The sequence below is a fragment of the Cryobacterium sp. TMS1-20-1 genome (assembly GCF_004402355.1).
GTDB lineage: Bacteria > Actinomycetota > Actinomycetes > Actinomycetales > Microbacteriaceae > Cryobacterium > Cryobacterium levicorallinum.
Window position 1 is genome coordinate 86,984 of record NZ_SOGF01000051.1, and the last position, 22,736, is coordinate 109,719.

The following is a 22,736-nucleotide window of genomic DNA, read 5'->3' on the forward strand; positions in this document are numbered from 1 at the left end:
CAGACTACCGGATGTTGGCAGCTTTTGCCACTGCGCTCCTACCGGTTCCGCCCTGCCCACCACTCCTGCAGCCGGCGGGTGGCTTCCGCTTCGCCCAGCGGACCGTCGTCGAGTCGCTGTTCGAGCAGATACCGGTAGGCCTCGCCGACCTCACGCCCCGGCTTCAGTCCGAGCACGGCCATGATCTGCTCGCCGTCGAGGTCGGGGCGCACAGCACCGAGCTCTTCCTTCTCGTTGAGCTCGGCAATGCGGTGTTCCAGGTCGTCGTACGCGAAGCCGAGCCGGTCGGCCTTGCGCCGGTTGCGGGTCGTCACGTCGGCCCTGGTCAGAATGTGCAACCGCTCCAGCTGGTCACCGGCATCGCGAACATAGCGGCGAACGGCGGAGTCGGTCCAGGCGCCTTCGGTATACCCGAAGAACCGTAGGTGCAGCTCGATTAGCCGGGACACCGCGTTGATCGTGTCATTGTCGAAGCGCAGGGCGCGCAGTCGCTTCTTGGCCAGCTTCGAGCCGACCACGTCGTGGTGGTAGAAGCTGACGACCCCGCCCGGTTCAAGTTTGCGGGTGGCCGGCTTGCCAATGTCGTGCAGCAAAGCTGCGAGCCGCACGATCAGGTCGGGTGCCTCCAGGTTGCCGCGGGATTTCTCGTAACCCATCGCCTGCTCGAGTACCGTCAGCGTGTGCTGATAGACGTCTTTATGGTGGTGGTGTTCGTCGATCTCCAACTGCAGGCCGGGAATCTCCGGCAGCACGATCTCGGCTAGTCCCGATTCCATCAGCACCTCGATGCCGGCGCGCGGGTCCGCTGATACGAGCATCTTCGAGAGCTCGTCGCCGATGCGCTCGGCCGACACGATACGGATGCTGTCGCACATCTTTTCCATCGCGAGTGCCGTGTCCAGATCCAGCGTGAAACCCAGCTGGCCGGTGAATCGGGCCGCGCGCAGCATCCGTAATGGATCGTCTCCGAAGGAGACCTCCGGGGTGCTCGGGGTGCGCAGGCGCCCGGCCAGCAGGTCGTCGATGCCACCGGACGGGTCGACCAGGGTCAGCTGCGGCAGGCGCAGCGCCATGGCATTGACCGTGAAGTCCCGGCGGAGCAGGTCGGGTTCGAGGCTCGTACCGAAGACCACGTCGGGTTTACGGGTGGTCCCGTCGTAGCTGTCGGCGCGATAGGTGGTGATTTCCACGGTTTCACCGGCCAGGCTCGCTCCGATCGTGCCGTAGGCCCGACCGATGTCCCACTGTGCCTCGGAGAGTGGTTTGACGAGCGCGAGAATCTGATCCGGCGTCGCATCCGTCGTGAAGTCCAAGTCGTGCACTGGCCGATCGAGGAACGCATCTCGCACCGGACCGCCAACCAGGGCCAGCTCATGGCCGGCCGCCGCAAATGCGTTCGCCAGACGGGAAACCGTGGGAGAGGCAGCCAGGTCGCCCAGTCGTGCGAGGGCTGCCGCGACGGTCTGCATATGCCCATATTAGTTGCCAGCGCGCGGCGCGAAGACGCGGTGCAGGTGGCTTCCGGCTGGCACGCCGTAGAATCCCCCTATGGTGGCCGAGTCAGATTCCGCGCATCGGCCCGCGCTCCCGGCTGCCGCACGCACTGCCGTGCGCCCGGCCCAGCGCACCAGCAGAGCAGGGCGCTTGCGGCCGACGGCGGGGTTACTGGTGGGCATCCTCACTCTGGCCGCGCTGATTCTGACGCCAGTCAATGGGCTCTCTGCAGCCCAGGCCCAGGCTCCACGGACGGCGGTCGGCACCGCCACGACCGCCGCCGATTCGGTCGGGATCACCATATCCGGCACGAATTCCTCCGAGCTGTCGCCCGGCCAGGATCTGCTCCTGACGGTTGCCGTGCAGAACAATACCGATGCGGCGATTCCGATCGGCCGGGTCGATGTGTACCTCGCCGACCTCGCCCTCACGACCCGAGCGGCCCTCGAGTCCTGGCTCCGCCCGGACGCTGACGCCAATTCGGGCGATCAAATGCTGAGCGTGCCGACTACGCAAGCTATTCCGGCCGGTGCGAACACGAATCTGTCGATCACCGTTCCCGCTGCCTCCCTTGGCTTGACCGACCAGAACGCCTGGGGGGCGCGCGGTGTTGCGGCCATTCTCACGGTCGATGATGTCGTTCGTTCCGAGGGCCGGGGAACTTTTGTCTGGTCACCGGGCAGCGCCACCACCCCGGTCAGGCTGGCGTCGATCATGCCGATCACGACCCCGGAGAGCGCGACCGGCCTGATTACCGCCAAGGCGCTCGAGTCCTATACGAGTTCGGTCGGGCTGCTCTCACGCCAGCTCGATTCCGTGATCGACCTGCCAACGATGGCTATCGCCATCGACCCGCAGATCATCGCGTCCATTCGAGTTCTGGGCAGCAAAGCTCCCGCGTCCGCGGTGGCCTGGCTCGATCGCCTTGCCACGGCGAGCAACGACATTTTCCCGCTGGGCTACGCCGACGCCGATATCTCCCTGCAGGCCCAGGCCGGTGCGTCCACCCTGCGCGCACCGACGTCCTTCGCGCAGGCCATCGATCCGAGTTTGTTCGTTGTCCCCTCGAACACTCCCGTTCCTGAGACGACCAGCGACGTGCCGAGCGTCACCTCCCGCACATCCATTCAGACCACGCCGGCACCGACTCCGACGCCCGGCCCGACGGTGACGCCGGGCGAGACGGTCATTCCTACAACCAGTGACCTACTGGCCTGGAACTACACCAGCACGACGATCGGCTGGCCCAGCGCAGGCCAGGTCGCCAGCACCGACCTCGACGTGTTCGCCGCGAGTGGGCTGACCACCACCATCCTCTCCAGCGGAAATGTGGAGCAGTCCGACGTCTTCACCCCGAACACCGCGGTTACCCTCCCCACCGGGCTCGGCCTGGTCAGCGACAGCGCGCTGTCCTCGGCCATTCGTGCTGCCGCCGATGCCACGACCGACCATGACTGGCGGGTCAGCATGTCGGAAGCCGCCTCGCTGCTGGCAATCGTTTCGGCCGAGAACCCGAACTCGGCGCGCACGCTGCTGGCCACGTTTGATCGCAGCAGTCCGACCCCCGCCAACCGGGTCGAGCAAACCATGGCCGCCGTGGCCGGTCTTTCCTGGGCGGATGCCGTCTCCCTTCAGGCGGCGCAGGAGTCCACTCCGGCCACCACCGTGACGTTCCAGAACGAGGCAATCGACTCCGGCAGGGTCACGCTGGCCCGTTCCCTGCTCGACCGTGAGGGCGCGGTCGCTGACTTTGCCACGATCCTGGCCGATCCGATCGTGGTGACGGCCCCCCAGCGCCTCGACCTGCTGGCACTACTGGATACCTCGTGGAACGTGCAGTCCTCGGCCTGGTCTGACCATGTCGCGGCCAGTCTGGCGTCATCCTTCGACCTCATGCATGCCGTCACCGTGACTACGCGCGGGCCGATCATCGTCGTCGGTAGCCAGGTCGACCTCCGCATCACCCTCAACAACGCCCTGGAACAGGCCGTGACCGTGCGCACCGAGGTCGTACCGTCGAATGGGCGCCTCGTTGTGGGCGACACGCTCGAGACGATCATCCAGCCCAACTCCGCGCAGGCGGTGTCCGTGCCGTTGAGCGCTGCGGTCGGAAACGGTGACGTCGTTCTTCGGGTCACCCTGTTCACCCTGAACGGCACCCCCCTCGGCCAGCCCGCTCCCATCGACGTCACCGTGCGCGCCGACTGGGAAGGCGTCGGCGCGAGCATTTTTGCGATCCTGGTCGTGGGTTTCTTCGGATTCGGTATTTGGCGCAATATCATCAGCCGTCGGCGGGAACACTCCGCCGAGGCATCCGCTGGTGAAAATGCGGCGGGGCAGTTGACGGTGACCCCCGATGTCTGACACCCCGACCAGCACGGGCGGCAGCATCGGCCGGGCCAGCGCCTTCCTGGCCTCCGGCACGATCGTGTCGCGCCTTCTCGGCTTCGTCAAGCTCATCGTGCTGGCCGGCATGATCGGCCAGCTCGGCGATAGCGCCGATGCGTTCGCGCTGGCCAATCAGCTGCCCAACACCGTCTACGTCATCGTCGCCGGCGGAATCCTCACGGCTGTTCTGGTGCCACAGATCGTGCGTGCCAGCCAGCACCGCGACGGCGGTACGGCCTACATCAACAAGCTCCTCACCCTTGCCCTGTCGATTCTCGCGGTGACGACGATCCTCGGCACGCTGTTCGCGCCGGCCATCACCGGATTCATTGGCATTAACCTGCCGGCCGACCAAAAGAACCTCGCCATCGCCTTCGCCTACTGGTGCCTGCCGCAAATGTTTTTTTATGGCCTGTACACGTTGCTCGGGGAGGTGCTCAACGCGCGCAGAATGTTCGGACCATTCACCTGGGTTCCGGTGCTCAACAACGTCGTGGCGATCGCCGGCCTATTGGTGTTCGGCGCCATGTACGGTGCCGATGCCGCCGGCAACCGAGCGGCCGGTGAATTCACCCCGGCCATGATCGCGGTCCTGGCCGGCAGCGCCACCCTCGGCGTGATCGCGCAGGCCGTGGTGTTGTTCTACTTCTGGAAGCGCATCGGCCTGCGCTATCGCCCCGACTTTCACTTTCGCGGCGTCGGCCTCGGAGCCGCCGGCAAAATGGCCACCTGGACCTTCGGCATGCTGCTGCTGACCACCATCGCCGGGATCGTCGAGACGCAGGTCGTTTCGCTCGCCACCGGTGAGGCGTCCATTGCGGTGCTCGCCACCGCCTGGCTCATCTTCATGTTGCCGCACTCGGTGATCACCGTCTCCGTCGCCACCGCGTATTTCACCCGCATGAGCGAGCATGCTGCGCTGGAAAAGTTCGATCTGGTCAGAACGGATGCGTCCTCCGCGATCCGAGGCACCACCCTGATCATCGTGCTCGCGACGGCCGTGATCGCCGTGTGCGCGTATCCGTTCGCCGCGGTATTCGTGGCACCGTTCGAGCAGGTCCAGGGCATCGGAAACGTCATCATCGCCTTCATTCTCGGACTGATCGCATTCTGCATCCTGTTTGTGCTGCAGCGCACCTTCTACGCCCTCGGGGACACCCGTACGCCGTTCTTCTTCACTCTGTTCCAGGTGGTGCTGATTGTGCTCGGGGTCGCGGGCTGCGCGGGGCTGCCGGTGGAGTGGATCGCGGTCGGGATCGCCCTGGTCATCACCGTGTCCGGCGTGCTCCAGTGCCTGCTGGCCGCCGTACTGCTGCGGCGCCGCCTCGGCGGCATCGACGGCCGACGCATCGTGCGCAGCCTGGTGAAGTACCTCGCCGCGGCGATCATTCCGGTCGGCCTGGGATTCACACTGTTGTTCATTCTCGGCGGAAACGTCGAGGACGGTTTTGCCGTCGCGTCCCGACTGACCGCCATCCTCTCCATGCTCCTCATCGGGCTCGTCATGGCCGCGGCGTACTTCGGCCTGCTCCTGGTCATGCGCAGCGCCGAGCTGACGGCCTTTCTCGCGCCCCTGCAGCGGCGCCTGGGCCGGTAAGGCCTTCGGTCCGGACACACGGCTCAGCGCTCCCGTGAGCGCCTCAGGATAGTCTTCCGCCAGCTGAACACCGCCTCCCAAGCTGGGAGGGCGTGGAATAGCATCCGATTAGGATGTGTTGTATCGAAATGTGAGGCGGGATATCGCCCGTCTCGCCCCCCCCACTGCAAGGAGCGTGCGCGTGCGTCAGATCATCATCATCGGTTCAGGACCGGCCGGTTATACCGCGGCGATCTATGCCGCCAGAGCCAACCTCAAACCGCTTCTGATCGCCAGCTCCGTTGAGGCCGGCGGCGAATTGATGAACACGACCGATGTTGAAAACTTCCCGGGTTTCCCGGAGGGCGTGCAGGGCCCCGATTTGATGACCAAGATGCAGGAACAGGCCGAACGGTTCGGCACCGAGGTCGTCTACGACGACGTCGAGTCGGTCGACCTGTCCGGCCCGATCAAGACGGTCACCCTCGGCAATGGCGATGTTGAACAGGCGCTCACGGTCATTTTCGCTACCGGTTCCGCCTACCGCAAGCTCGGCCTCAGCGACGAAGAGCGTCTGTCCGGCCGCGGCGTCTCCTGGTGTGCCACCTGCGACGGCTTCTTCTTCAAGGGCAAGGAAATCGCCGTCATCGGCGGCGGCGACTCGGCCATGGAAGAAGCAACGTTCCTGACCCGGTTCGCCTCCAAGGTGCACGTCATCCACCGCAAGGGCGAGTTGCGCGCCTCCAAGATCATGCAGGAGCGTGCCTTCGCCAACGACAAGATCGAGTTCATCTGGAACTCCGAAGTCGTCGGCATCACGGGTGCAGAGGCCGTCGATGGCCTGACCCTGCGCGATACCGTCTCCGGTACCGAGACCAGCCTCCCGGTCGGCGGCGTGTTCGTGGCGATCGGCAACGACCCGCGCACCCACCTCGTGCACAAGCAGCTTGACCTCACCCCCGAGGGCACCATCGCCGTCGCAGGCCGGTCGTCACTGACCAGCCAGCCGGGCGTGTTCGCGGCCGGTGATGTCATCGACTCCAGCTACCGGCAGGCCATCACCGCAGCCGGCTCCGGCTGCGCGGCCGCTCTCGATGCCGAGCACTACCTCAGCACACTTTCCCAGAACCTGCTGGCCTCGGCCAGCGAACCCGAGCTCGTTTAATTTACCCAAGAAGGAGATACACATGACTGCACGCGCTGTAACAGAGGCCAACTTCGACCAGGAAGTCATTAACAACGAGAAGACCGTGCTGGTGGACTTCTGGGCCGAGTGGTGTGGCCCCTGCCGCGCCGTCAGCCCGATCCTCGACCAGATCGCGGCCGAGAACTCGGACAAGATCGACATCGTCAAGCTCAACGTCGATGAGCACCCGGCCCTGGCCGCCAAGTACCAGATCACCTCCATCCCCGCGATGAAGGTCTTCCAGAAGGGCGAGGTGGTCAAGACCGTCATCGGCGCCAAGCCGAAGCCCCAGCTGGAGAAGGACCTGGCCGATTACCTGGTCTAACTGATCCATTGCACTACCCGACCCGCCCGGTTTCGACCGGGCGGGTTTTTTTGTGCCCGGTGCCACCCCATACGATGAAGTGAACAGCAGAACGGATGTGACGTGACAAATCAGGGTTCCACTGACGTCAGCGCTGTGCAGTCAAGTACTGTACAGGCCGGAAACAACCTCGACCCGTGGTACCACCACTACGCCGAACGAGCCGCGGGCCTGAAGGCCTCCGAGGTCCGTGCTCTCTTCGCCGTGGCCTCCCGCCCCGAAGTGGTGTCGTTGGCCGGCGGCATGCCGTACGTTGCGGCACTGCCCGAGGACCTCGTCATCAACGCCATGGACCGGGTCATGCGCGAGAAGGGTGCCACAGCCTTACAATACGGCTCTGGTCAGGGAATTCCCTTATTGCGCGAGCAGATTCTCGACGTCATGGCGCTCGAAGGAATCAAGGCCAACGCCGATGATGTCGTCGTGACAACCGGCTCCCAGCACGCCCTCGAACTGGTCAGCAAACTATTTCTCGACCCCGGCGATGTCGTCATCTCCGAGGGCCCGAGCTACGTCACCGCCATGGTGATCTTCAAGTCTTACCAGGCCGAGGTCGACCACGTTCCGATGGACGAAAACGGCCTCATCCCGGCCGCGCTGAGCGAACACATCGCTGCCCTCAAGGCTGCCGGGCGCACGATCAAGTTTTTGTACACGATCCCAAGCTTTCACAACCCGGCCGGAGTCACCCTCAGCTGGGAGCGCCGTCTGGAAATTCTTGAAATCTGCCGGTCGAACAACATCCTGGTCCTCGAGGACAATCCATACGGCCTGCTTTATTTCGACAAGCCAGCCCCGGATGCGATCCGCTCGCTCGAGCGCGACGGCGTCGTCTACCTGGGTACCTTCTCGAAAACCCTAGCCCCCGGCTTCCGGGTCGGCTGGGCGCTCGCCCCACACGCGATCCGCGAGAAACTCGTGCTCGCCAACGAAGCCGCCGTGCTCTCTCCCAGCTCGTTCACGCAGATGGTCATCTCGGAGTACCTCTCCACGGCCGATTGGAAGGGCCAGATCAACACCTTCCGCGGCGTGTACCACGAGCGCAAGAACGCCATGCTCTCGGCGCTCGACGAGTACCTTCCCGACCTCACCTGGACCAACCCCACCGGCGGCTTCTACGTCTGGGTCACCCTGCCCGAACAGCTAGATTCGAAAGCCATGCTGCCCCGCGCGGTGAAGGAACTCGTGGCCTACACGCCCGGAACAGCCTTCTACGGCAACGGTGATGGTCGCCAGAACATGCGGCTTGCCTTCTGTTATCCCACGCCGGACAACATTCGGGTCGGTATCCGTCGTCTCGCCACGGTGATTCGCGGGGAACTCGACTTGCTCGATACTTTCGCCGGAACGGGCGCGCTCGGCGCAGCACCCGACCGGCCCGGAGCCAGGAATCAGCGCTTCGCTGGCCCGCCAGCCAATATCTCCTAAATTCCCCACCTTACCCGTATTCAGCTAGGAAAAGTCCTGATCATGAGTGAATTCATCCCCCTGAACATCACCGTCCTGGCCGGTGGCATCTCGCACGAGCGCGACGTTTCGCTCCGCTCGGGCCGAAGGGTAGCGGATGCCCTCACCGGTGAAGGTCACACGGTGACGGTGCTCGACCCCGGTGCCAACCTGCTCACGACCCTCACCGAACAAGCTCCCGACCTCATCTGGCCCACCCTGCATGGCGCCACCGGCGAGGATGGCGCCCTGCTCTCCCTGCTCGAAACAACCGGGATTCCTTTTCTCGGCTCCCGCGGGCCGGCCGCAGCCCTCGCCTGGAACAAGGCCACCGCCAAAGAACTCGTGCTGCGCGCCGGCTTTGCCACTCCCCCAGCCATAGCACTCTCGACCGAGACCTTTCGGGATCTCGGCGCCACGAGCGTTCTCGAGCATCTGGTCAGCGCGATCGGCCTGCCCCTGGTTGTGAAACCAGCACAGGGCGGCTCCTCGCAGGGCGTCACGATCGTGCGCACGCCCGCTGATCTGCCCCGCGCCATGGTCGACGCGTACACCTACGCCGATACCGCCCTGGTCGAGGCGTACGTGGACGGCACCGAGGTCACCGTGGCTGTGATCGACTCCGGCGACGGCCCCACCGCACTGCCCATCGTGGAAATCGTGCCCGTCGACGGCGTTTACAGCTTTGAGGCACGCTACAACGCAGGCGAAACGGACTTCTACACCCCCGCTCGCCTCGCCGACGCGGTCTCGGCAGCCGTCTCCGACACCGCAGTGGCAATTCACATCCTGCTCGGCCTGCGCCACCTGAGCCGAGTCGACCTCATCGTCGACGCAGCGGGCACCGCCTGGTTCCTCGAGGCCAATGTTTTCCCGGGTCTGACCGAGACATCCCTGGTGCCGCAGGCCATCGAGGCCGCCAAACAGACCCTTGGCGCCACCTACTCGACCCTGGCCACCCACGCCCGCGCCGCCCAATAACCTCTCTCTCCTGCGTTTCACGTGAAACATCGCGGCAGCGCCTTCCCCAGATCATTTAGCTGAGGGCGATGGCGGTCTCGGAAGGCTCGACCGACGGGTTGGGCATTCGTGCACCTTCAGTCTGCCCAGCCTGCGGGACCGAGGCCACACTCCCGTGCAACCACCGTTGATCGAGCTTGCCGAGATGGCCATGCCGCAGCCTGACCGTGCCTACCGAACTCTGGGACACACACACGCGACACGAGCGGCATCGGGAATGTTTCACGTGAAACTCCAGTGACCACCCTGGCGCAGGTTCAGTCACCGAAAGTGCAGTCGGAATCAGGTCATGCGCGGGGTGCGAGTTTAAGGTGTTTGCGGGGAGTCTCCGCACGCTTTTCGCAAAAACTCCCCGCAAGGGCTGAATGTTTCAGCTGACGAGCGCGTTACCGTACACCGCAGACCAGACCGCCTGCATCGCCAAAAATGCCTTTGAACAGCCAGGACGTGATGTGATGTGATGTGATGTGATGACGTTTCACGTGAAACACATCAACCAGATTCCCGCAAACAACTCACGAGGGGACGATGGCGGTCTCGGAAGGCTCGACCAACGAAATGGGCGGCTCTTGGAGATCGTTCCGGGAGGACCAAGGCGGTCGAGGCAGGCTCGACCAGCCAAAATGGCCCTCCCGGCAGGCAGCTCACGCGATTGCGATTGCGGTGACGGTGGCGTCGGCGGCAAAACCGACCAACGGAATGGGTACGTTTCACGTGAAACGTAGGCACGAGCTAGCTGGCGCTGAAGCCAGGCTCTCCCAAAACGGTCAGAATGCGATTTAGATCACCGATTGTCGCGAAATCTACTGTGATCTGGCCTTTTCGTGCGCCCAGATTGATCTTGACCCGGGTGTCGAGACGATCTCCGAGGTGTTCGGCGATCTCATCGAGGTGTCCCTGGCGCCGTCCAGGCAACGCCTTCACAACAACTTTCTTGGGACCAGCGGACGCTGCTGCCTCCGCCGCACGAACCGAAAGGTCCTCTTCGACAATCTTGTCGGCCAGGCGCAGCATGCCGGCCGGGTCCCCGACCGACAGAATGGCGCGAGCGTGACCCGCCGATAGCACCCCCGCTGCGACACGCAACTGAACCGGTTCCGGTAGTTTGAGCAGTCGCAAAGTGTTGGTGATCTGCGGACGCGAGCGCCCGATCCGGCTCGCCAGTTCTTCCTGGGTAATGCCAAAATCCGCGAGCAACTGCTGATAAGCGGATGCTTCCTCGAGCGGATTCAGCTGCGCACGGTGCAGGTTCTCCAGGAGTGCGTCGCGCAGCATGTCCACGTCGGCAGTGTCGCGAACGACGGCCGGGATAATGTCCAGCCCAACTTCCTTGGTGGCGCGCAACCGGCGCTCACCCATGACGAGTTCATACTTGCCGGGCTCGTCGGGCAACGGGCGCACCACAATGGGCTGCAGCACCCCGACTTCGCGAATACTGTGCACGAGTTCGGCGAGGTCATCCTCGTCGAATATGGTGCGCGGCTGGGCCCGGTTGGGAACGATATCCTGCGGGTTGAGGTGCGCGAGGCGCGCTCCGGGCACGGGAACCAGCGCGGGGGAGGCATCCGCTTCAACGGTCACGGCGCGGGGAAAGAAGACGTCGACCGGGCGCGGAGCCGAAGCGTCATCCTGCACCGGAATGAGTGCACCAATACCGCGGCCAAGCCCGGTTCTCTTTGCCATCAGTATTGCTCTCTCTTGTGGGGCTTTTCGTTCGATTGGGGCTGATCTGCGGTTCTCGGTGCCCCCCGATGGGCCATTTCTGATGCTGCTTCGAGATAGGAGAGCGATCCTGCCGAGTTCAGGTCGTAGCTAACGACGCTCTGACCGTAGCTCGGGGCCTCAGAAACCCGCACAGAGCGCGGAATTGCCGTATTAAGGACCTCTTTGGGGAAGTGATCGCGCACTTCCTTAGCTACCTGGGTCGCCAGATTGGTACGGCTGTCGTACATGGTCAGGAGAATCGTCGACACGACCAGATCCGGGTTGAGGTGTTTCTCGATCAGCTTGATGTTTTTGAGCAGCTGGCTCAGCCCCTCGAGCGCGTAGTACTCACACTGAATGGGAATGAGCACTTCTCGCGCCGCGACAAACGCATTGATCGTCAGCAGTCCCAGGGACGGCGGGCAGTCAATGAAGACATAGTCGTACGGCTCGGTCATTTCGGCGAGGTACAGGTCGAGAGCACGACGCAGGCGCTGTTCGCGCGCAACCAGGGAGACCAGTTCAATCTCGGCACCGGCCAGGTGAATCGTGGCCGGAACGCAGAACAGAGCACCGAATTCGGGGCTCTTCTGCACGACCTCGATCATGGGCATGTCGTTAATGATGACGTCGTAAACGCTGGGCGTTTCGGCTCGGTGCTCAACACCAAGGGCGGTTGAAGCATTTCCCTGCGGGTCGAGATCGATGACCAACACCCGGGCTCCCTGACGCGCGAGGGCCGCGGCAAGGTTGACAGCGGTCGTGGTCTTGCCAACCCCGCCCTTCTGATTGGAGATGGTCAGGACCCGGGTTTTCTCGGGTTTGGGCAGTTCGCCGGCAGCAATGACCTGGCGCCGGCGGGTCAGCTCAGCAATTTCGCGGGCGAGTGGCGGTGCAGCGTCGATCCCGGCCGCCTTGGCAGCGCGCTGATCTTCAGCAGGATGTTTCACGTGAAACCTTTACGTTCGACGGTTGATGAGCCACCCGAAAGGGACCCCCAAACACCAATTCTTTCGGCATTCGGGACTAGTCCACTGTAGCCCGGATGACCCGGGTTACCTCCGGCAGCACGCCAGCACCGAGGGTAATGACCTCGACATCGCGCAGGCCGTACTTGCGAATGGCCTTCGCTGCGGCCTCAATTTCGCGCTGCGCGCCCTCGCCCTTCATGAGGATGAGCTCCCCGCCTGAGCGAACCAGGGGAGCGGTCAATGGGATCAGCTTACCGAGAGCGCTCACGGCTCGTGCCGTGACCTGGTCAAGCGGATGCTTCAGGCGCGCTTCCTCCGCGCGCGCCCGCACTACAGTGACATTCTTCAAGCCGAGCACCGCCACCTGGTCGTTCAGCCAGGCGACTCGCCGTTCCATCGGTTCGATCAGAACGAAGTTCACGTCGGGGCGAGCGATGGCCAGAACGAGGCCGGGGAGGCCGGAGCCGGAGCCAACGTCGCCCACGAGGCCCGGGCGCAGCAGGGGGGCTACGATCGCGCAATTAAGAATGTGACGCGACCACAACCGGGGGAGTTCCAGCGGGCCGATCAAGCCCAGTATTTCTCCCTGATCAGCCAAATTACCCGTAAAAGCTCGGATCAGGTCGAGTTGGGCTCCGAACAAGTTCGAAGCCTCCGCCGGTTCCTTCTCGAGTTCAACGACCTCAGGCTCGGCAGTTCCCGGTGTGAGGGGTTCGGGCACGCGCGGTCCCGGTGTGGCTGACTCCGACATAACGGCCGGAAACTACGCTGCGGTAATGACGGTATGGCGATCGCGGCCCTCGCCGGACGACTCGGATCGGTATCCGCTCGCCGACACGATGTCGTGCACGAGTTTGCGCTCGTAAGAGGACATGGCCGGCAGGTCGGCCTCGGTCGCTCCGGCTTCGATGCGGGCAATGGCACGGGCAACGAGCGCCGCCAGCTCAGCTTCACGAGCCTCGCGAGATCCGCCGATGTCGAGAATGAGACGGGAGAATGATCCCGTCTTGTTCTGCACCGCGAGGCGGGTCAGCTCTTGCAGCGCATTGACAGTTTCTGGCTTGGACAACACCCGCAGGTTGTCCGCGTCGGATGCCTTGACCGAGAGGTAGGCCCGACCGTTCCGAGCATCAATGTCGATGTCTCCATCGAGGTCGCAGATATCAAGGAATTCCTCGATATAGTCCGCAGCGATGTCGCCCTCACGTTCGAGTTGATCGGTCGTGAGGGGAGCGTCGATGCTCGCGACGGAACCTGTTTCTGGAACGTCCGGGGACGGATCCGTTGCAGCAATATCACTGGGGAACGCCGCGCTGTCGCCTTCGACAGCAGCGGCCGCCGTGATATCGACCTCAGCGTTGTTGACCTCGGTCAGGTGGATCTTTTCCGTCACGGTGATCTCCACTACTTTTTCGGGCCGGTTTGCTTCTTAGCGCGGGCCTTGCCGACCGGCTGCTGACGCTGTACCGGCTTGGCGGGCTCCTCAACCACAATGATGTCACCATCGGTCGCGATGAGCTTGCCCTTGCGGGCCATGCGCTCTTCGCGAGCCTTAGCGGCCTCACTGCCGGGCGTCGGCATGTTTCGGATCACCAGGAACTGCTGAATCATGGTCCAGAAGTTGGAGGTGAGCCAGTAGAACATGACGCCGAGCGGGAACGCGACACCGGAGAAGGCGAAGACGAGGGGGAGCAGGTAGAGCATGATGCGCTGCTGCTTGAACATGGGGCTCGCCTTGGTTTCCGGCGACATGTTCTTGGAGACGATCTGCAGCTGGGTGATGAACTGCGACGCGGTCATCAGCACGACCATGGTGGCCGCGATGATCATGACGGTGCCATTGAAGGGGTCACCCGCCGTCCACAGCGACCACTGGGAGGCGAAGGTGTCGTGCAGGGGTGCATTTCCAAAGAGGGTGGCATTGCCGAAGCTCTCGGCGAGGCTCTGATTGAGCGGTCCGACGCCGGCCTTGGCACGCTGGGCGTCGTTGAGCACCGAGAACAGTGCGAAGAAGATTGGCATCTGCAGCAACAGCGGCAGGCAGGAGCTCAGCGGGTTGGTCCCCGTCTTCTTGTACATGGCCATGGTCTCGCGGGACATTGCCTCACGCGAGAACTGGTCCTTCTTGCCCTTGTACTTGTCCTGGATCTTCTTCAGTTGTGGGGCGACCTCGAGCATCTTGCGTTGGCTCTTGATCTGCCGCACGAAGATGGGGATGAGGGCGGCACGCACCACCAGAACGAGGCCGACGATGGACAGCACCCACGTGAGACCGTCGTCGTAGCCCAGTCCCGCGATTCCGATCTGGGAAAACAGCCAGTGGAAGGCTACGAGCAGCAGCTCGACCACCCATTTCAGAGGCCAGAGGATCGTACCTATGAGGTCCATACTGTGGGTTAGCCCTTTCCGTGGCTGGGTGCAACGACAAAACCGAACGACGTCAAACGAAAGCGACGCGTGCTTTTGAGAGGTACATCATCGATGCCGCCTTCAGACCACGGATGACAATGGCTCAGTCTCCGTGCAGCGAGGACGCTTCCCCACGCTAGTCCGTGTTCCTGAACGGCCCCCAGTGCGTAGGCCGAGCAAGACGGGTAAAACCGGCACACATCCCCGTAGAGGGGAGAAATCACGGCGCGATACACGCGAAGAATCAGCACGCCCACATTGCGCGGGAGCAGAATAATCGTCGCGAGTACGGGGTTCATCGGCCCGGGCTGCCTTTTCGCATTGGGAGGGGGCGAGACAGGGAACGTTGAACTTCGTCGTGCAGCGTCTGCCACGCGGCATCGCGCGCCGTCGGCAAAGCACGGATGACGACATCCGTTCCCGGCGTCACCGCGGGGAGCAGCTCGAACGTGACCGCCTTGAGGCGGCGGCGAACGAGATTGCGCCTCACGGCGTCACCCACATTCTTAGCGACGATGAATCCGAAGCGAACCGGGTCGACAGCATCCGTTTGAGCGGATCCGGGTCGAGCGTCACTTTTGCGTATGTACAAAACGGTGTGCGCACCAACGATCCGCACACCGCGCCGAACGACGCCCTGGTAATCACTGCCGCTCGTGATGCGATTTACGTGAGCGATCACAATAACCTGGCGACCACGAGAACTTACGCGGAGAGTTCGGTGCGACCCTTGCGACGGCGAGCACCGAGAATGGCGCGGCCCGCACGGGTGCGCATGCGCAGGCGGAAGCCGTGCACCTTGGCGCGACGGCGGTTGTTCGGCTGGAAGGTTCTCTTGCTCATAGTTCAATCTCCACGTATTTGAATCACCGCTGGCCAATTTCCCCTCGGCCAGAACAGCGGCGCGCACAGAAGTTGGAAGCCCGCGGGATGGGGTCAACTGATTAAAACTACGGCCTCGGTAACGTCTGGTCAAACTCAGCGCCCGAATCGAGTGATTCTCCACAATAATGACACCAACGCAGAAACCGAACGGTCGGGCGCAGGAACTGCAAAATTAGCCTCCACGACCGGGATTGACTACCGTAAAGACAAGTTATCCACAGGCTGGTGCCCTAAACCTGAGAATTCGACCGGTTTTATACACAAGCGGTGGATAACTTTGATCCAGTCCTGACGAACGTACCGGCACCACCCGAACGAAGGCGCGCCGGCCGTCACAGTTGAACAGAGTTATCCCGAACCACACAGATTGTAGGAACCATGGCAGACGTTGAAGCGCCGATAGCCGAAACCTGGCGGTCCGTTCTGACCTCCCTGGAGTCCGACGCCACGATTACGCCCATGCTCTACGGCTTTCTCAGTCTGGTCGAGCCGAAAGGTATCGCCGCTGGCACCTTCTATCTTGAGGTACCCAACGAGTTCACGGCCAGCATGCTCAATCAGCGAATGCGGGTTCCCCTGCTCACCGCAATGGGTCAGCTCGACGAGGCCACCGCGGTGTCGACGTTCTACGTCGTCGTGAATCCCGAACTCGAGCAGGAGTCGTTGCGCCCGGTTCAGCAGACAATGACCCCGCCCGACGTTATTACGCCGGCACCGCCGCAATCGGTCTTCGAGAGTGCCGCGCCAGCGGGGCCGCACGAGACGCGACTCAACCCCAAATACAGTTTTGACAACTTCGTCATCGGGCAATCCAACCGCTTCGCTCACGCGGCCGCTGTTGCCGTGGCCGAAGCGCCGGCCAAGGCCTACAACCCGCTCTTCATCTACGGATCGTCCGGGCTGGGCAAGACTCACCTTTTGCACGCGATCGGTCACTACGCTATGAGCTTGTATCCCGGCATCCGGGTACGTTATGTCAGTTCCGAAGAGTTCACCAACGATTTCATCAATTCCATCGCCAACAACCGTGGCTCAGCTTTTCAGGCTCGGTACCGCAATATCGACATTCTGATGATTGACGACATCCAATTTCTGCAGAACAAGGCGGAGACCCAGGAAGCCTTCTTCCATACCTTCAACACCCTGCACGACCACAACAAGCAGGTGGTCATCACGAGTGACCTGCCGCCGAAACACCTCACCGGTTTTGAAGACCGAATGCGCAGCCGCTTCGAGTGGGGTTTGATAACGGATGTCCAGGCTCCCGACCTCGAGACCCGCATCGCCATTCTGCGCAAAAAGGCCCAGAGCGAGAAGCTGCAGGTGCCCCACGACATTCTGGAGTTCATGGCGTCGAAGGTTTCGTCCAACATTCGCGAACTGGAGGGAACACTGATTCGGGTCACTGCCTTCGCAAGTCTGAACAAGACTCCGGTCGACATGGACCTCGTTCAAACGGTGTTGAAGGACCTCATCACCCTGGACGAAGACAACGTCATTGCTCCGGTCGACATCATCACCAACACGGCTAATTACTTCAAGCTCTCGGTCGATGACCTGTACGGGTCGAGTCGCTCGCAGGCCATCGCCACGGCCCGCCAAATCGCCATGTATCTGTGTCGTGAGCTCACAAATCTGTCGCTGCCCAAGATTGGGCAGCTGTTCGGCAATCGGGACCATACGACAGTGATGTACGCCAATAAGAAGATCAGTGAGCTCATGAAGGAGCGACGGTCGATTTACAATCAGGTCACTGAACTGACCAATCGCATCAAGCAGGATCACCGGTACAAGTAAGCGCCAACGGTAAAATTTTCAGCCCCTCACGGCAAACTCAGCTGAGTTTGACCCGGAGGCGCTGAATTTTTTTTAGTTTTCACACCTGTGGATAACCCTGTGGAATTAACTCACACAACCGGTCGTCGCCTGTAGAAACTCGGGGCTTCCCTGTAGAAACTTGTAATTACCAAGAGTTGCGCTTGCGCAAACGAATGACAAACTTCCACAGGTCGCCCACAAGTTACAAACGTGTAGTTCTCAGTGCCTCAGCCGTTTTCACAGAGTTATCCACAGTTTCCACAACGGTTAAGAAGATTAACAAAAATTCTTTAACCAGATCTAGCCGACAACCTTGACTGCCGAAGCCACCGATGGGGCCCGGTACCGAACCGGACGGTGAAGCCAGCTAGCATTGAGGCCCACCCATCCGCTTTCGCAACGCTAAGGAATGACATCGTGAGATTTCAGGCAAATCGGGATGTCTTCAGCGAAGCAGTTTCCTTCGCCGTAAAACTTCTACCCCAGCGAACGACCCTGCCAATCCTCAGCGGTGTGCTCATCGAAGCCACGGCAACGGGTCTGATCCTCTCGTCCTTCGACTACGAAGTCTCCGCCCAGACCGAGATCACCGCCGAAGTAGAAGAAACGGGCAAAATACTCGTCTCCGGACGCCTTCTGGCCGAGATCGCCAGCCGACTGCCCAACGCGCCAGTACGTTTTTCCACGGAAAATTCCCGGATCAAGGTCAGTTGTGGTTCGGCGAGCTTCACCCTGCTGTCTATGCCGGTTGAGGAATACCCCAGCATTCCGCAGGTGAGCACCCAGTCCGGTCTGGTGCCCGCCGAAGAATTTGCCGCCGCAGTAGCCCAGGTGGCCGTCGCTGCATCCCGTGATGATGTCACGCCCGTCATCACCGGCGTGCAGCTGGAAATAACCGAAAACAGCCTGAGCCTCGTTGCCACCGACCGTTACCGTGTGGCCGTTCGCGAAATCGACTGGGACCACGGAAGCAACACCACCGAGGGAACAATTACGGCCCTGGTGCCGGCTCGAACCCTGCAGGAAGTCGGCAAGACCTTCGGCCACAGCGGAACCATTTCGGTGTCGATCACCAACAATGACGACCGAGAACTGATCGCCTTCACCGCCAACAAGAAAACCGTCACATCACTGCTGATCAAGGGCAACTTTCCTCCGGTGCGTCGGTTGTTCCCCGAAACGGTCGACAACTACGCGGTCATGAACACAGCCGACCTGATCGAGGCAACGCGCCGCGTGCAGCTCGTGCTTGAACGTGAAGCAGCCCTTCGTTTCACCTTCGCCGCTGACGGAGTCACCCTGGAAGCGGTCGGTTCCGAACAGGCGCAGGCCTCGGAGACCATCGACGCGATTCTCTCCGGTACCGAGACGATCGTGTCGCTCAAGCCGCAGTTCCTCCTCGACGGACTCAGCGCAGTGCACTCGGAATTCGTGCGCATCTCATTCACGAAGACGGAAAACCCGAATAAGCCCGGTCCCGTTCTGATAACCAGCCAGACGTCGCGCGAGCAGGCCGGAGCGGACAGCTACAAGTATCTGCTCCAGCCCAACCTGCTACTGCGCTAACGACGGTGCGGGTCACCCACCTTTCGCTCACCGACTTTCGCAACTACGCGACGGCCGAGGTTTCATTCAACGCCGGGCCTAATCTCATCGTCGGACGTAATGGTCAGGGAAAAACGAACCTGGTCGAAGCCCTCGGTTTTCTCAGTACGCTCGGCTCGCATCGGGTCTCGACCGATAAGGCCATGATTCGGGCCGGGCAGGACGCCGGAATCATTCGGGCGCGACTCGAATACAACGGTCGTGACATCTTGGCCGAGGTCCAGCTCAACCGCACGGGACAGAATCGAGCGCAGGTCAATCGCTCGGTGATTAAGACCCGTGACCTACCCCGCTATTTCTCCAGTGTCGTGTTCGCCCCGGAGGACCTGGCGCTCGTGCGCGGAGATCCCTCTGGTCGGCGTAAGTTTCTCGATCAACTTTTGGTGCTGCGGACCCCGCGGCTGGCCGCGGTTCTCAGCGATTACGACCGCGTGCTCAAGCAGCGCAATACCCTGCTCAAGTCAGCGCGCTCTTCCGGTCTCCGCGGAAATCAGCTGTCCACCCTCGATATCTGGGACGAACGACTCGTCGAGTTCGGTTCAGAAATTATCGACGAGCGGGCCAAACTCGTGCATCTGCTCGGAGATCCTCTGCGCGCGGCCTATCGGGCCGTTGTGAATGAAGACCATGGGCCTTCCTTGGTGGCAAATTTGAGCATTCTCGGCGCCGATGAAGACGTCGACGGGGCTGCGCTCGGCGGCATTGGCTCGGCGGCCGGACCGGGTTCGGTGGAATCCTCCACCACTGAGATCTTTCGTACCGCCTTGGTGGGACTACGCAAACGTGAACTCGAACGCGGTATCACCCTCGCTGGCCCGCACCGGGATGACCTCGTCTTCATGCTCAACGAGCTGCCGGCCAAGGGCTACGCGAGTCATGGGGAATCGTGGTCGTTCGCGCTGTCGCTGAAATTGGCATCCGCTCAGCTATTACGCCAGGATTCAGCGAGCGGGGATCCAGTGCTGATTCTCGACGACGTATTTGCAGAGCTGGATTTGGACCGCCGAGCCCGACTGGCCGCGGCGATCGGGTCTTTTGAGCAGGTTCTGATCACGGCCGCCGTACTGGAAGACGTTCCCCAGGCGCTGGTCGCGCACACCATCCACATTCACGCCGGCGCGGTCATCGATGGCTGACCAGAATGTTCCACGTGAAACACCAAAGAGCAGTGATTCACTGGAATCCAATGCCAGTGAAGCCAGCCAGGTTTACCTACGATTCAAGAGTATCTTCGGCGATCCGAACGCACGCCGTACCCGCGGACGCAAGCGCATCGCCCCGGCCGCCGGCTCGAGTGTGCCCTTTGGAATTGGACGCGATCCGCGTGGCCTCGGCGACACCATCAACTCGCTCACCATGCAACTCGGCTGGAATTCACCACTGGCGCAATCGGAACTGCTTGCTTCCTGGATACTGCTGGCCGGTGAAGAAACCGCCAACCATTCCACCCCGGCGGGCATCGATGACGGCGTACTCACGGTGCACTGCGAGTCGACTGCCTGGGCGACACAGCTACGTCTGATGCGGAACGTCATCATGGAACACATTGCGACCCGCTACCCAGATGCCGGCATCCAATCGATTCGTTTCCAGGGGCCCAACGCACCATCCTGGAAAAAGGGTCCCAGATCAATTCCAGGGCGTGGTCCACGCGATACCTACGGGTGATCCAGCAAATAAGGTCACCCCCATGAACAAAAGGCGTCAAAAGGCGTCAAACGGCGATTATGGCCGGTTGGTCTCGCCTCATTTGGTAGACTAAATGGTCGCCCGTGCGATGGTCAGGAGCCTATTTTCAGATGACAGTTGAACCGACGCCCGAACGCACGTCCCCAGATATATCCCCAATAGTGGCGGAGCGGGAGCCGGAGCACGAATACGGTGCAGACGATATCCAGGTCCTCGAGGGGCTGGAAGCCGTTCGAAAGCGACCCGGTATGTATATCGGATCCACCGGACCGCGCGGACTGCACCACCTGGTCTATGAGATCGTTGACAACTCCGTCGACGAAGCCCTGGCGGGGCACTGCGACACAATTGATATTCGCATTCTGGCCGACGGCGCCATTCGCGTCGAAGACAACGGTCGCGGAATCCCCGTCGACATTCACAAGGCAGAGGGCCGTTCGACCGTTGAGGTCGTCCTGACGGTGCTGCACGCCGGTGGAAAATTCGGCGGCGGCGGGTATTCCGTTTCCGGTGGACTGCACGGTGTCGGCAGCTCCGTGGTGAACGCCCTGTCGAGCCGCCTCGAGGTCGAGGTTCGTCGCCAGGGATTCATTTGGCGCCAGAGTTTCGCCAATGGTGTCCCCAACGCTCCCCTGGAACAGGGCGAAGCGAACGACGAAACGGGCACCACCATTACCTTCTGGCCGAGCGCTGAGACCTTCGAGACGATCGATTTCGATTACGAAACGTTGCGCGCTCGTTTTCAGCAGATGGGTTTTTTGAACAAGGGCCTGCGTCTCACCCTCACCGACGAGCGTGAAGCCCACCGCACTGACGACGGCACGGTCGTCAGTAACACCTTCAAGTACGATCAGGGACTCGTCGACTACGTCGAGTACCTCAACCGTGCCAAAAAGGCCGACCTCGTCAACGAAGAGATCATCTCGTTCGAGTGGGAAGACCACGAACGCAAGATGGCGCTGGAAGTGGCCATGCAATGGACCACGGCCTACACCGAGAGCGTGCACACCTACGCGAATACGATCAACACCCACGAGGGCGGCACCCACGAAGAGGGTTTCCGCGCCGCGCTGACCACACTCGTGAACAAGTACGCCCGCGAAAAGGGCATCCTGAAAGAAAAGGATGACAACCTCACCGGCGATGACGTGCGTGAAGGACTGACCGCGGTCGTGTCGATCAAGCTCGCCGAACCGCAGTTCGAAGGCCAGACCAAGACCAAACTCGGCAACACCGAGGCGAAATCGTTCGTACAAAAGGTCGCCAACGATCAGCTCACCGACTGGTTCAACCGCAACCCGAACCCGGCCCGCGAAATTATTCGTAAGTCCTTGCAGGCATCGAACGCTCGTATGGCGGCACGCAAAGCTCGGGAAACCGCCCGTCGCAAGGGACTGCTCGAGGGCGGCGGCATGCCGGGCAAGCTCAAGGATTGCCAGAGCAAGGACCCCTCCTTGTCCGAGATCTTCATCGTCGAGGGCGATTCGGCCGGCGGCTCCGCCGTTCAGGGGCGCAACCCGGAGTTCCAGGCCATCTTGCCGCTGCGCGGCAAGATCCTCAACGTCGAAAAGGCTCGCCTCGACCGTGCCCTCGGTAACGCAGAGGTTCAGGCCATGATCACGGCCTTCGGTGCTGGGATGGGCGAAGAATTCAACCCGGACAAGGTTCGGTACCACAAGATCGTGTTAATGGCCGACGCCGATGTCGACGGCCAGCACATCACGACCCTGCTGCTGACACTGCTATTCCGATACATGCGTCCGCTGATCGACCTCGGCTACGTCTATCTGGCCCAGCCGCCGCTGTACCGGCTCAAGTGGACCAACTCGCCGCACGAATACGTGTACTCCGATGCCGAGCGCGACGCCCTTCTTGCCGATGGCGCGGCCTCGGGCAAGCGGATCCCGAAGGACAACGGCATTCAGCGCTACAAGGGCCTCGGCGAGATGGACTACAAGGAGCTGTGGGAAACCACGATGGCCCCCGAATCCCGCACCCTGCTGCAGGTCACCTTGGATGACGCGGCATCCGCCGACGAAATCTTCTCCACCCTGATGGGTGAAGACGTCGAATCCCGACGCAACTTCATCCAGAAAAACGCGAAGGACGTGCGTTTCCTTGACATCTGATGACACCACGAGCAACTCCGACTCGAATACGCCCGAAGGAGTGACCCCTGAA

The 22,736-nt window shown here is 61.9% G+C and carries 20 protein-coding genes; 11 read left to right on the plus strand and 9 right to left on the minus strand.

The features are described 5' to 3' along the window. Positions 1 to 38 precede the first annotated feature (38 nt). Positions 39 to 1,469 (minus strand): CCA tRNA nucleotidyltransferase, encoded by a 1,431-nt coding sequence (locus E3O45_RS11055; protein WP_134443447.1) that lies wholly within the window; start codon positions 1,467 to 1,469, stop codon positions 39 to 41. Positions 1,470 to 1,548: 79 nt separating this feature from the next. Here E3O45_RS11055 and E3O45_RS11060 point away from each other — a divergent pair, with 79 nt between their 5' ends. From E3O45_RS11060 to E3O45_RS11085, 6 genes are all read left to right on the plus strand, one after another. Continuing rightward, on the plus strand, positions 1,549 to 3,858 hold the full coding sequence (locus E3O45_RS11060; protein ID WP_134443448.1) for a DUF6049 family protein: 2,310 nt from the start codon (positions 1,549 to 1,551) through the stop codon (positions 3,856 to 3,858). Further along, on the plus strand, positions 3,851 to 5,479 hold the full coding sequence (gene murJ, locus E3O45_RS11065) for a murein biosynthesis integral membrane protein MurJ (RefSeq protein ID WP_134443449.1): 1,629 nt from the start codon (positions 3,851 to 3,853) through the stop codon (positions 5,477 to 5,479). Before E3O45_RS11060 ends, murJ begins: the two co-directional genes overlap by 8 nt. A gap of 181 nt (positions 5,480 to 5,660) precedes the next feature. Beyond that, positions 5,661 to 6,623 carry a thioredoxin-disulfide reductase gene (gene trxB / locus E3O45_RS11070; protein ID WP_092448008.1) on the plus strand — a complete coding sequence of 321 codons (963 nt, stop codon included), beginning with the start codon at positions 5,661 to 5,663 and terminating at the stop codon, positions 6,621 to 6,623. 22 nt (positions 6,624 to 6,645) lie between these two features. After that, positions 6,646 to 6,969 (plus strand): thioredoxin, encoded by a 324-nt coding sequence (gene trxA, locus E3O45_RS11075; protein WP_092448009.1) that lies wholly within the window; start codon positions 6,646 to 6,648, stop codon positions 6,967 to 6,969. 102 nt (positions 6,970 to 7,071) lie between these two features. Beyond that, complete coding sequence (locus E3O45_RS11080) at positions 7,072 to 8,436, plus strand: PLP-dependent aminotransferase family protein (protein ID WP_241985325.1); 1,365 nt, start codon at positions 7,072 to 7,074, stop codon at positions 8,434 to 8,436. Positions 8,437 to 8,478: 42 nt separating this feature from the next. Beyond that, the gene (locus E3O45_RS11085) at positions 8,479 to 9,435 is read left to right on the plus strand and encodes a D-alanine--D-alanine ligase (RefSeq protein ID WP_134443450.1); all 957 of its coding nucleotides are present in this window, start codon (positions 8,479 to 8,481) and stop codon (positions 9,433 to 9,435) included. Positions 9,436 to 10,206: 771 nt separating this feature from the next. On the opposite strand, the gene E3O45_RS11090 is transcribed toward E3O45_RS11085, so the two are convergent. The 8 genes from E3O45_RS11090 to rpmH form a co-directional block, all read right to left on the minus strand. Then, positions 10,207 to 11,157 (minus strand): ParB/RepB/Spo0J family partition protein, encoded by a 951-nt coding sequence (locus tag E3O45_RS11090; protein WP_166789470.1) that lies wholly within the window; start codon positions 11,155 to 11,157, stop codon positions 10,207 to 10,209. After that, positions 11,157 to 12,128, minus strand: coding sequence for a ParA family protein (locus E3O45_RS11095; protein ID WP_174843082.1), 972 nt, complete (start codon positions 12,126 to 12,128; stop codon positions 11,157 to 11,159). Before E3O45_RS11095 ends, E3O45_RS11090 begins: the two co-directional genes overlap by 1 nt. A 76-nt stretch (positions 12,129 to 12,204) precedes the next feature. Beyond that, a complete protein-coding gene (gene rsmG / locus E3O45_RS11100) occupies positions 12,205 to 12,870 on the minus strand; it encodes a 16S rRNA (guanine(527)-N(7))-methyltransferase RsmG (RefSeq protein ID WP_241985326.1) in 666 nt (221 codons plus the stop codon). 42 nt (positions 12,871 to 12,912) lie between these two features. Further along, entirely contained in the window at positions 12,913 to 13,389 is a 477-nt protein-coding gene (locus E3O45_RS11105; protein ID WP_241985329.1) for a R3H domain-containing nucleic acid-binding protein, read from the minus strand. A 164-nt stretch (positions 13,390 to 13,553) separates the two neighbouring features. Further along, entirely contained in the window at positions 13,554 to 14,537 is a 984-nt protein-coding gene (gene yidC, locus E3O45_RS11110; RefSeq protein ID WP_092448013.1) for a membrane protein insertase YidC, read from the minus strand. A gap of 8 nt (positions 14,538 to 14,545) precedes the next feature. Continuing rightward, complete coding sequence (yidD, locus tag E3O45_RS11115) at positions 14,546 to 14,857, minus strand: membrane protein insertion efficiency factor YidD (RefSeq protein ID WP_104132961.1); 312 nt, start codon at positions 14,855 to 14,857, stop codon at positions 14,546 to 14,548. Beyond that, positions 14,854 to 15,240, minus strand: coding sequence for a ribonuclease P protein component (rnpA, locus tag E3O45_RS11120; RefSeq protein WP_134443453.1), 387 nt, complete (start codon positions 15,238 to 15,240; stop codon positions 14,854 to 14,856). The genes yidD and rnpA overlap by 4 nt, the downstream gene beginning before the upstream one ends. Positions 15,241 to 15,263: 23 nt before the next feature. Beyond that, entirely contained in the window at positions 15,264 to 15,401 is a 138-nt protein-coding gene (rpmH, locus tag E3O45_RS11125) for a 50S ribosomal protein L34 (protein ID WP_010204566.1), read from the minus strand. A gap of 420 nt (positions 15,402 to 15,821) precedes the next feature. On the opposite strand from rpmH, the gene dnaA reads away from it, so the two are divergent. The 5 genes from dnaA to gyrB all read left to right on the plus strand — a co-directional run bounded on the left by dnaA (position 15,822) and on the right by gyrB (position 22,684). Continuing rightward, positions 15,822 to 17,240, plus strand: a complete 1,419-nt coding sequence (gene dnaA, locus E3O45_RS11130; protein WP_092448016.1) for a chromosomal replication initiator protein DnaA — start codon at positions 15,822 to 15,824, stop codon at positions 17,238 to 17,240. A gap of 438 nt (positions 17,241 to 17,678) precedes the next feature. Further along, positions 17,679 to 18,827, plus strand: a complete 1,149-nt coding sequence (gene dnaN / locus E3O45_RS11135; RefSeq protein WP_134443454.1) for a DNA polymerase III subunit beta — start codon at positions 17,679 to 17,681, stop codon at positions 18,825 to 18,827. 5 nt (positions 18,828 to 18,832) lie between these two features. After that, positions 18,833 to 20,002, plus strand: coding sequence for a DNA replication/repair protein RecF (recF, locus tag E3O45_RS11140; protein WP_134443455.1), 1,170 nt, complete (start codon positions 18,833 to 18,835; stop codon positions 20,000 to 20,002). Beyond that, positions 19,995 to 20,534, plus strand: a complete 540-nt coding sequence (locus E3O45_RS11145; RefSeq protein WP_134443456.1) for a DUF721 domain-containing protein — start codon at positions 19,995 to 19,997, stop codon at positions 20,532 to 20,534. The genes recF and E3O45_RS11145 overlap by 8 nt, the downstream gene beginning before the upstream one ends. 131 nt (positions 20,535 to 20,665) lie before the next feature. Further along, positions 20,666 to 22,684, plus strand: coding sequence for a DNA topoisomerase (ATP-hydrolyzing) subunit B (gene gyrB, locus E3O45_RS11150; RefSeq protein ID WP_134443457.1), 2,019 nt, complete (start codon positions 20,666 to 20,668; stop codon positions 22,682 to 22,684). Positions 22,685 to 22,736: the final 52 nt, after the last annotated feature.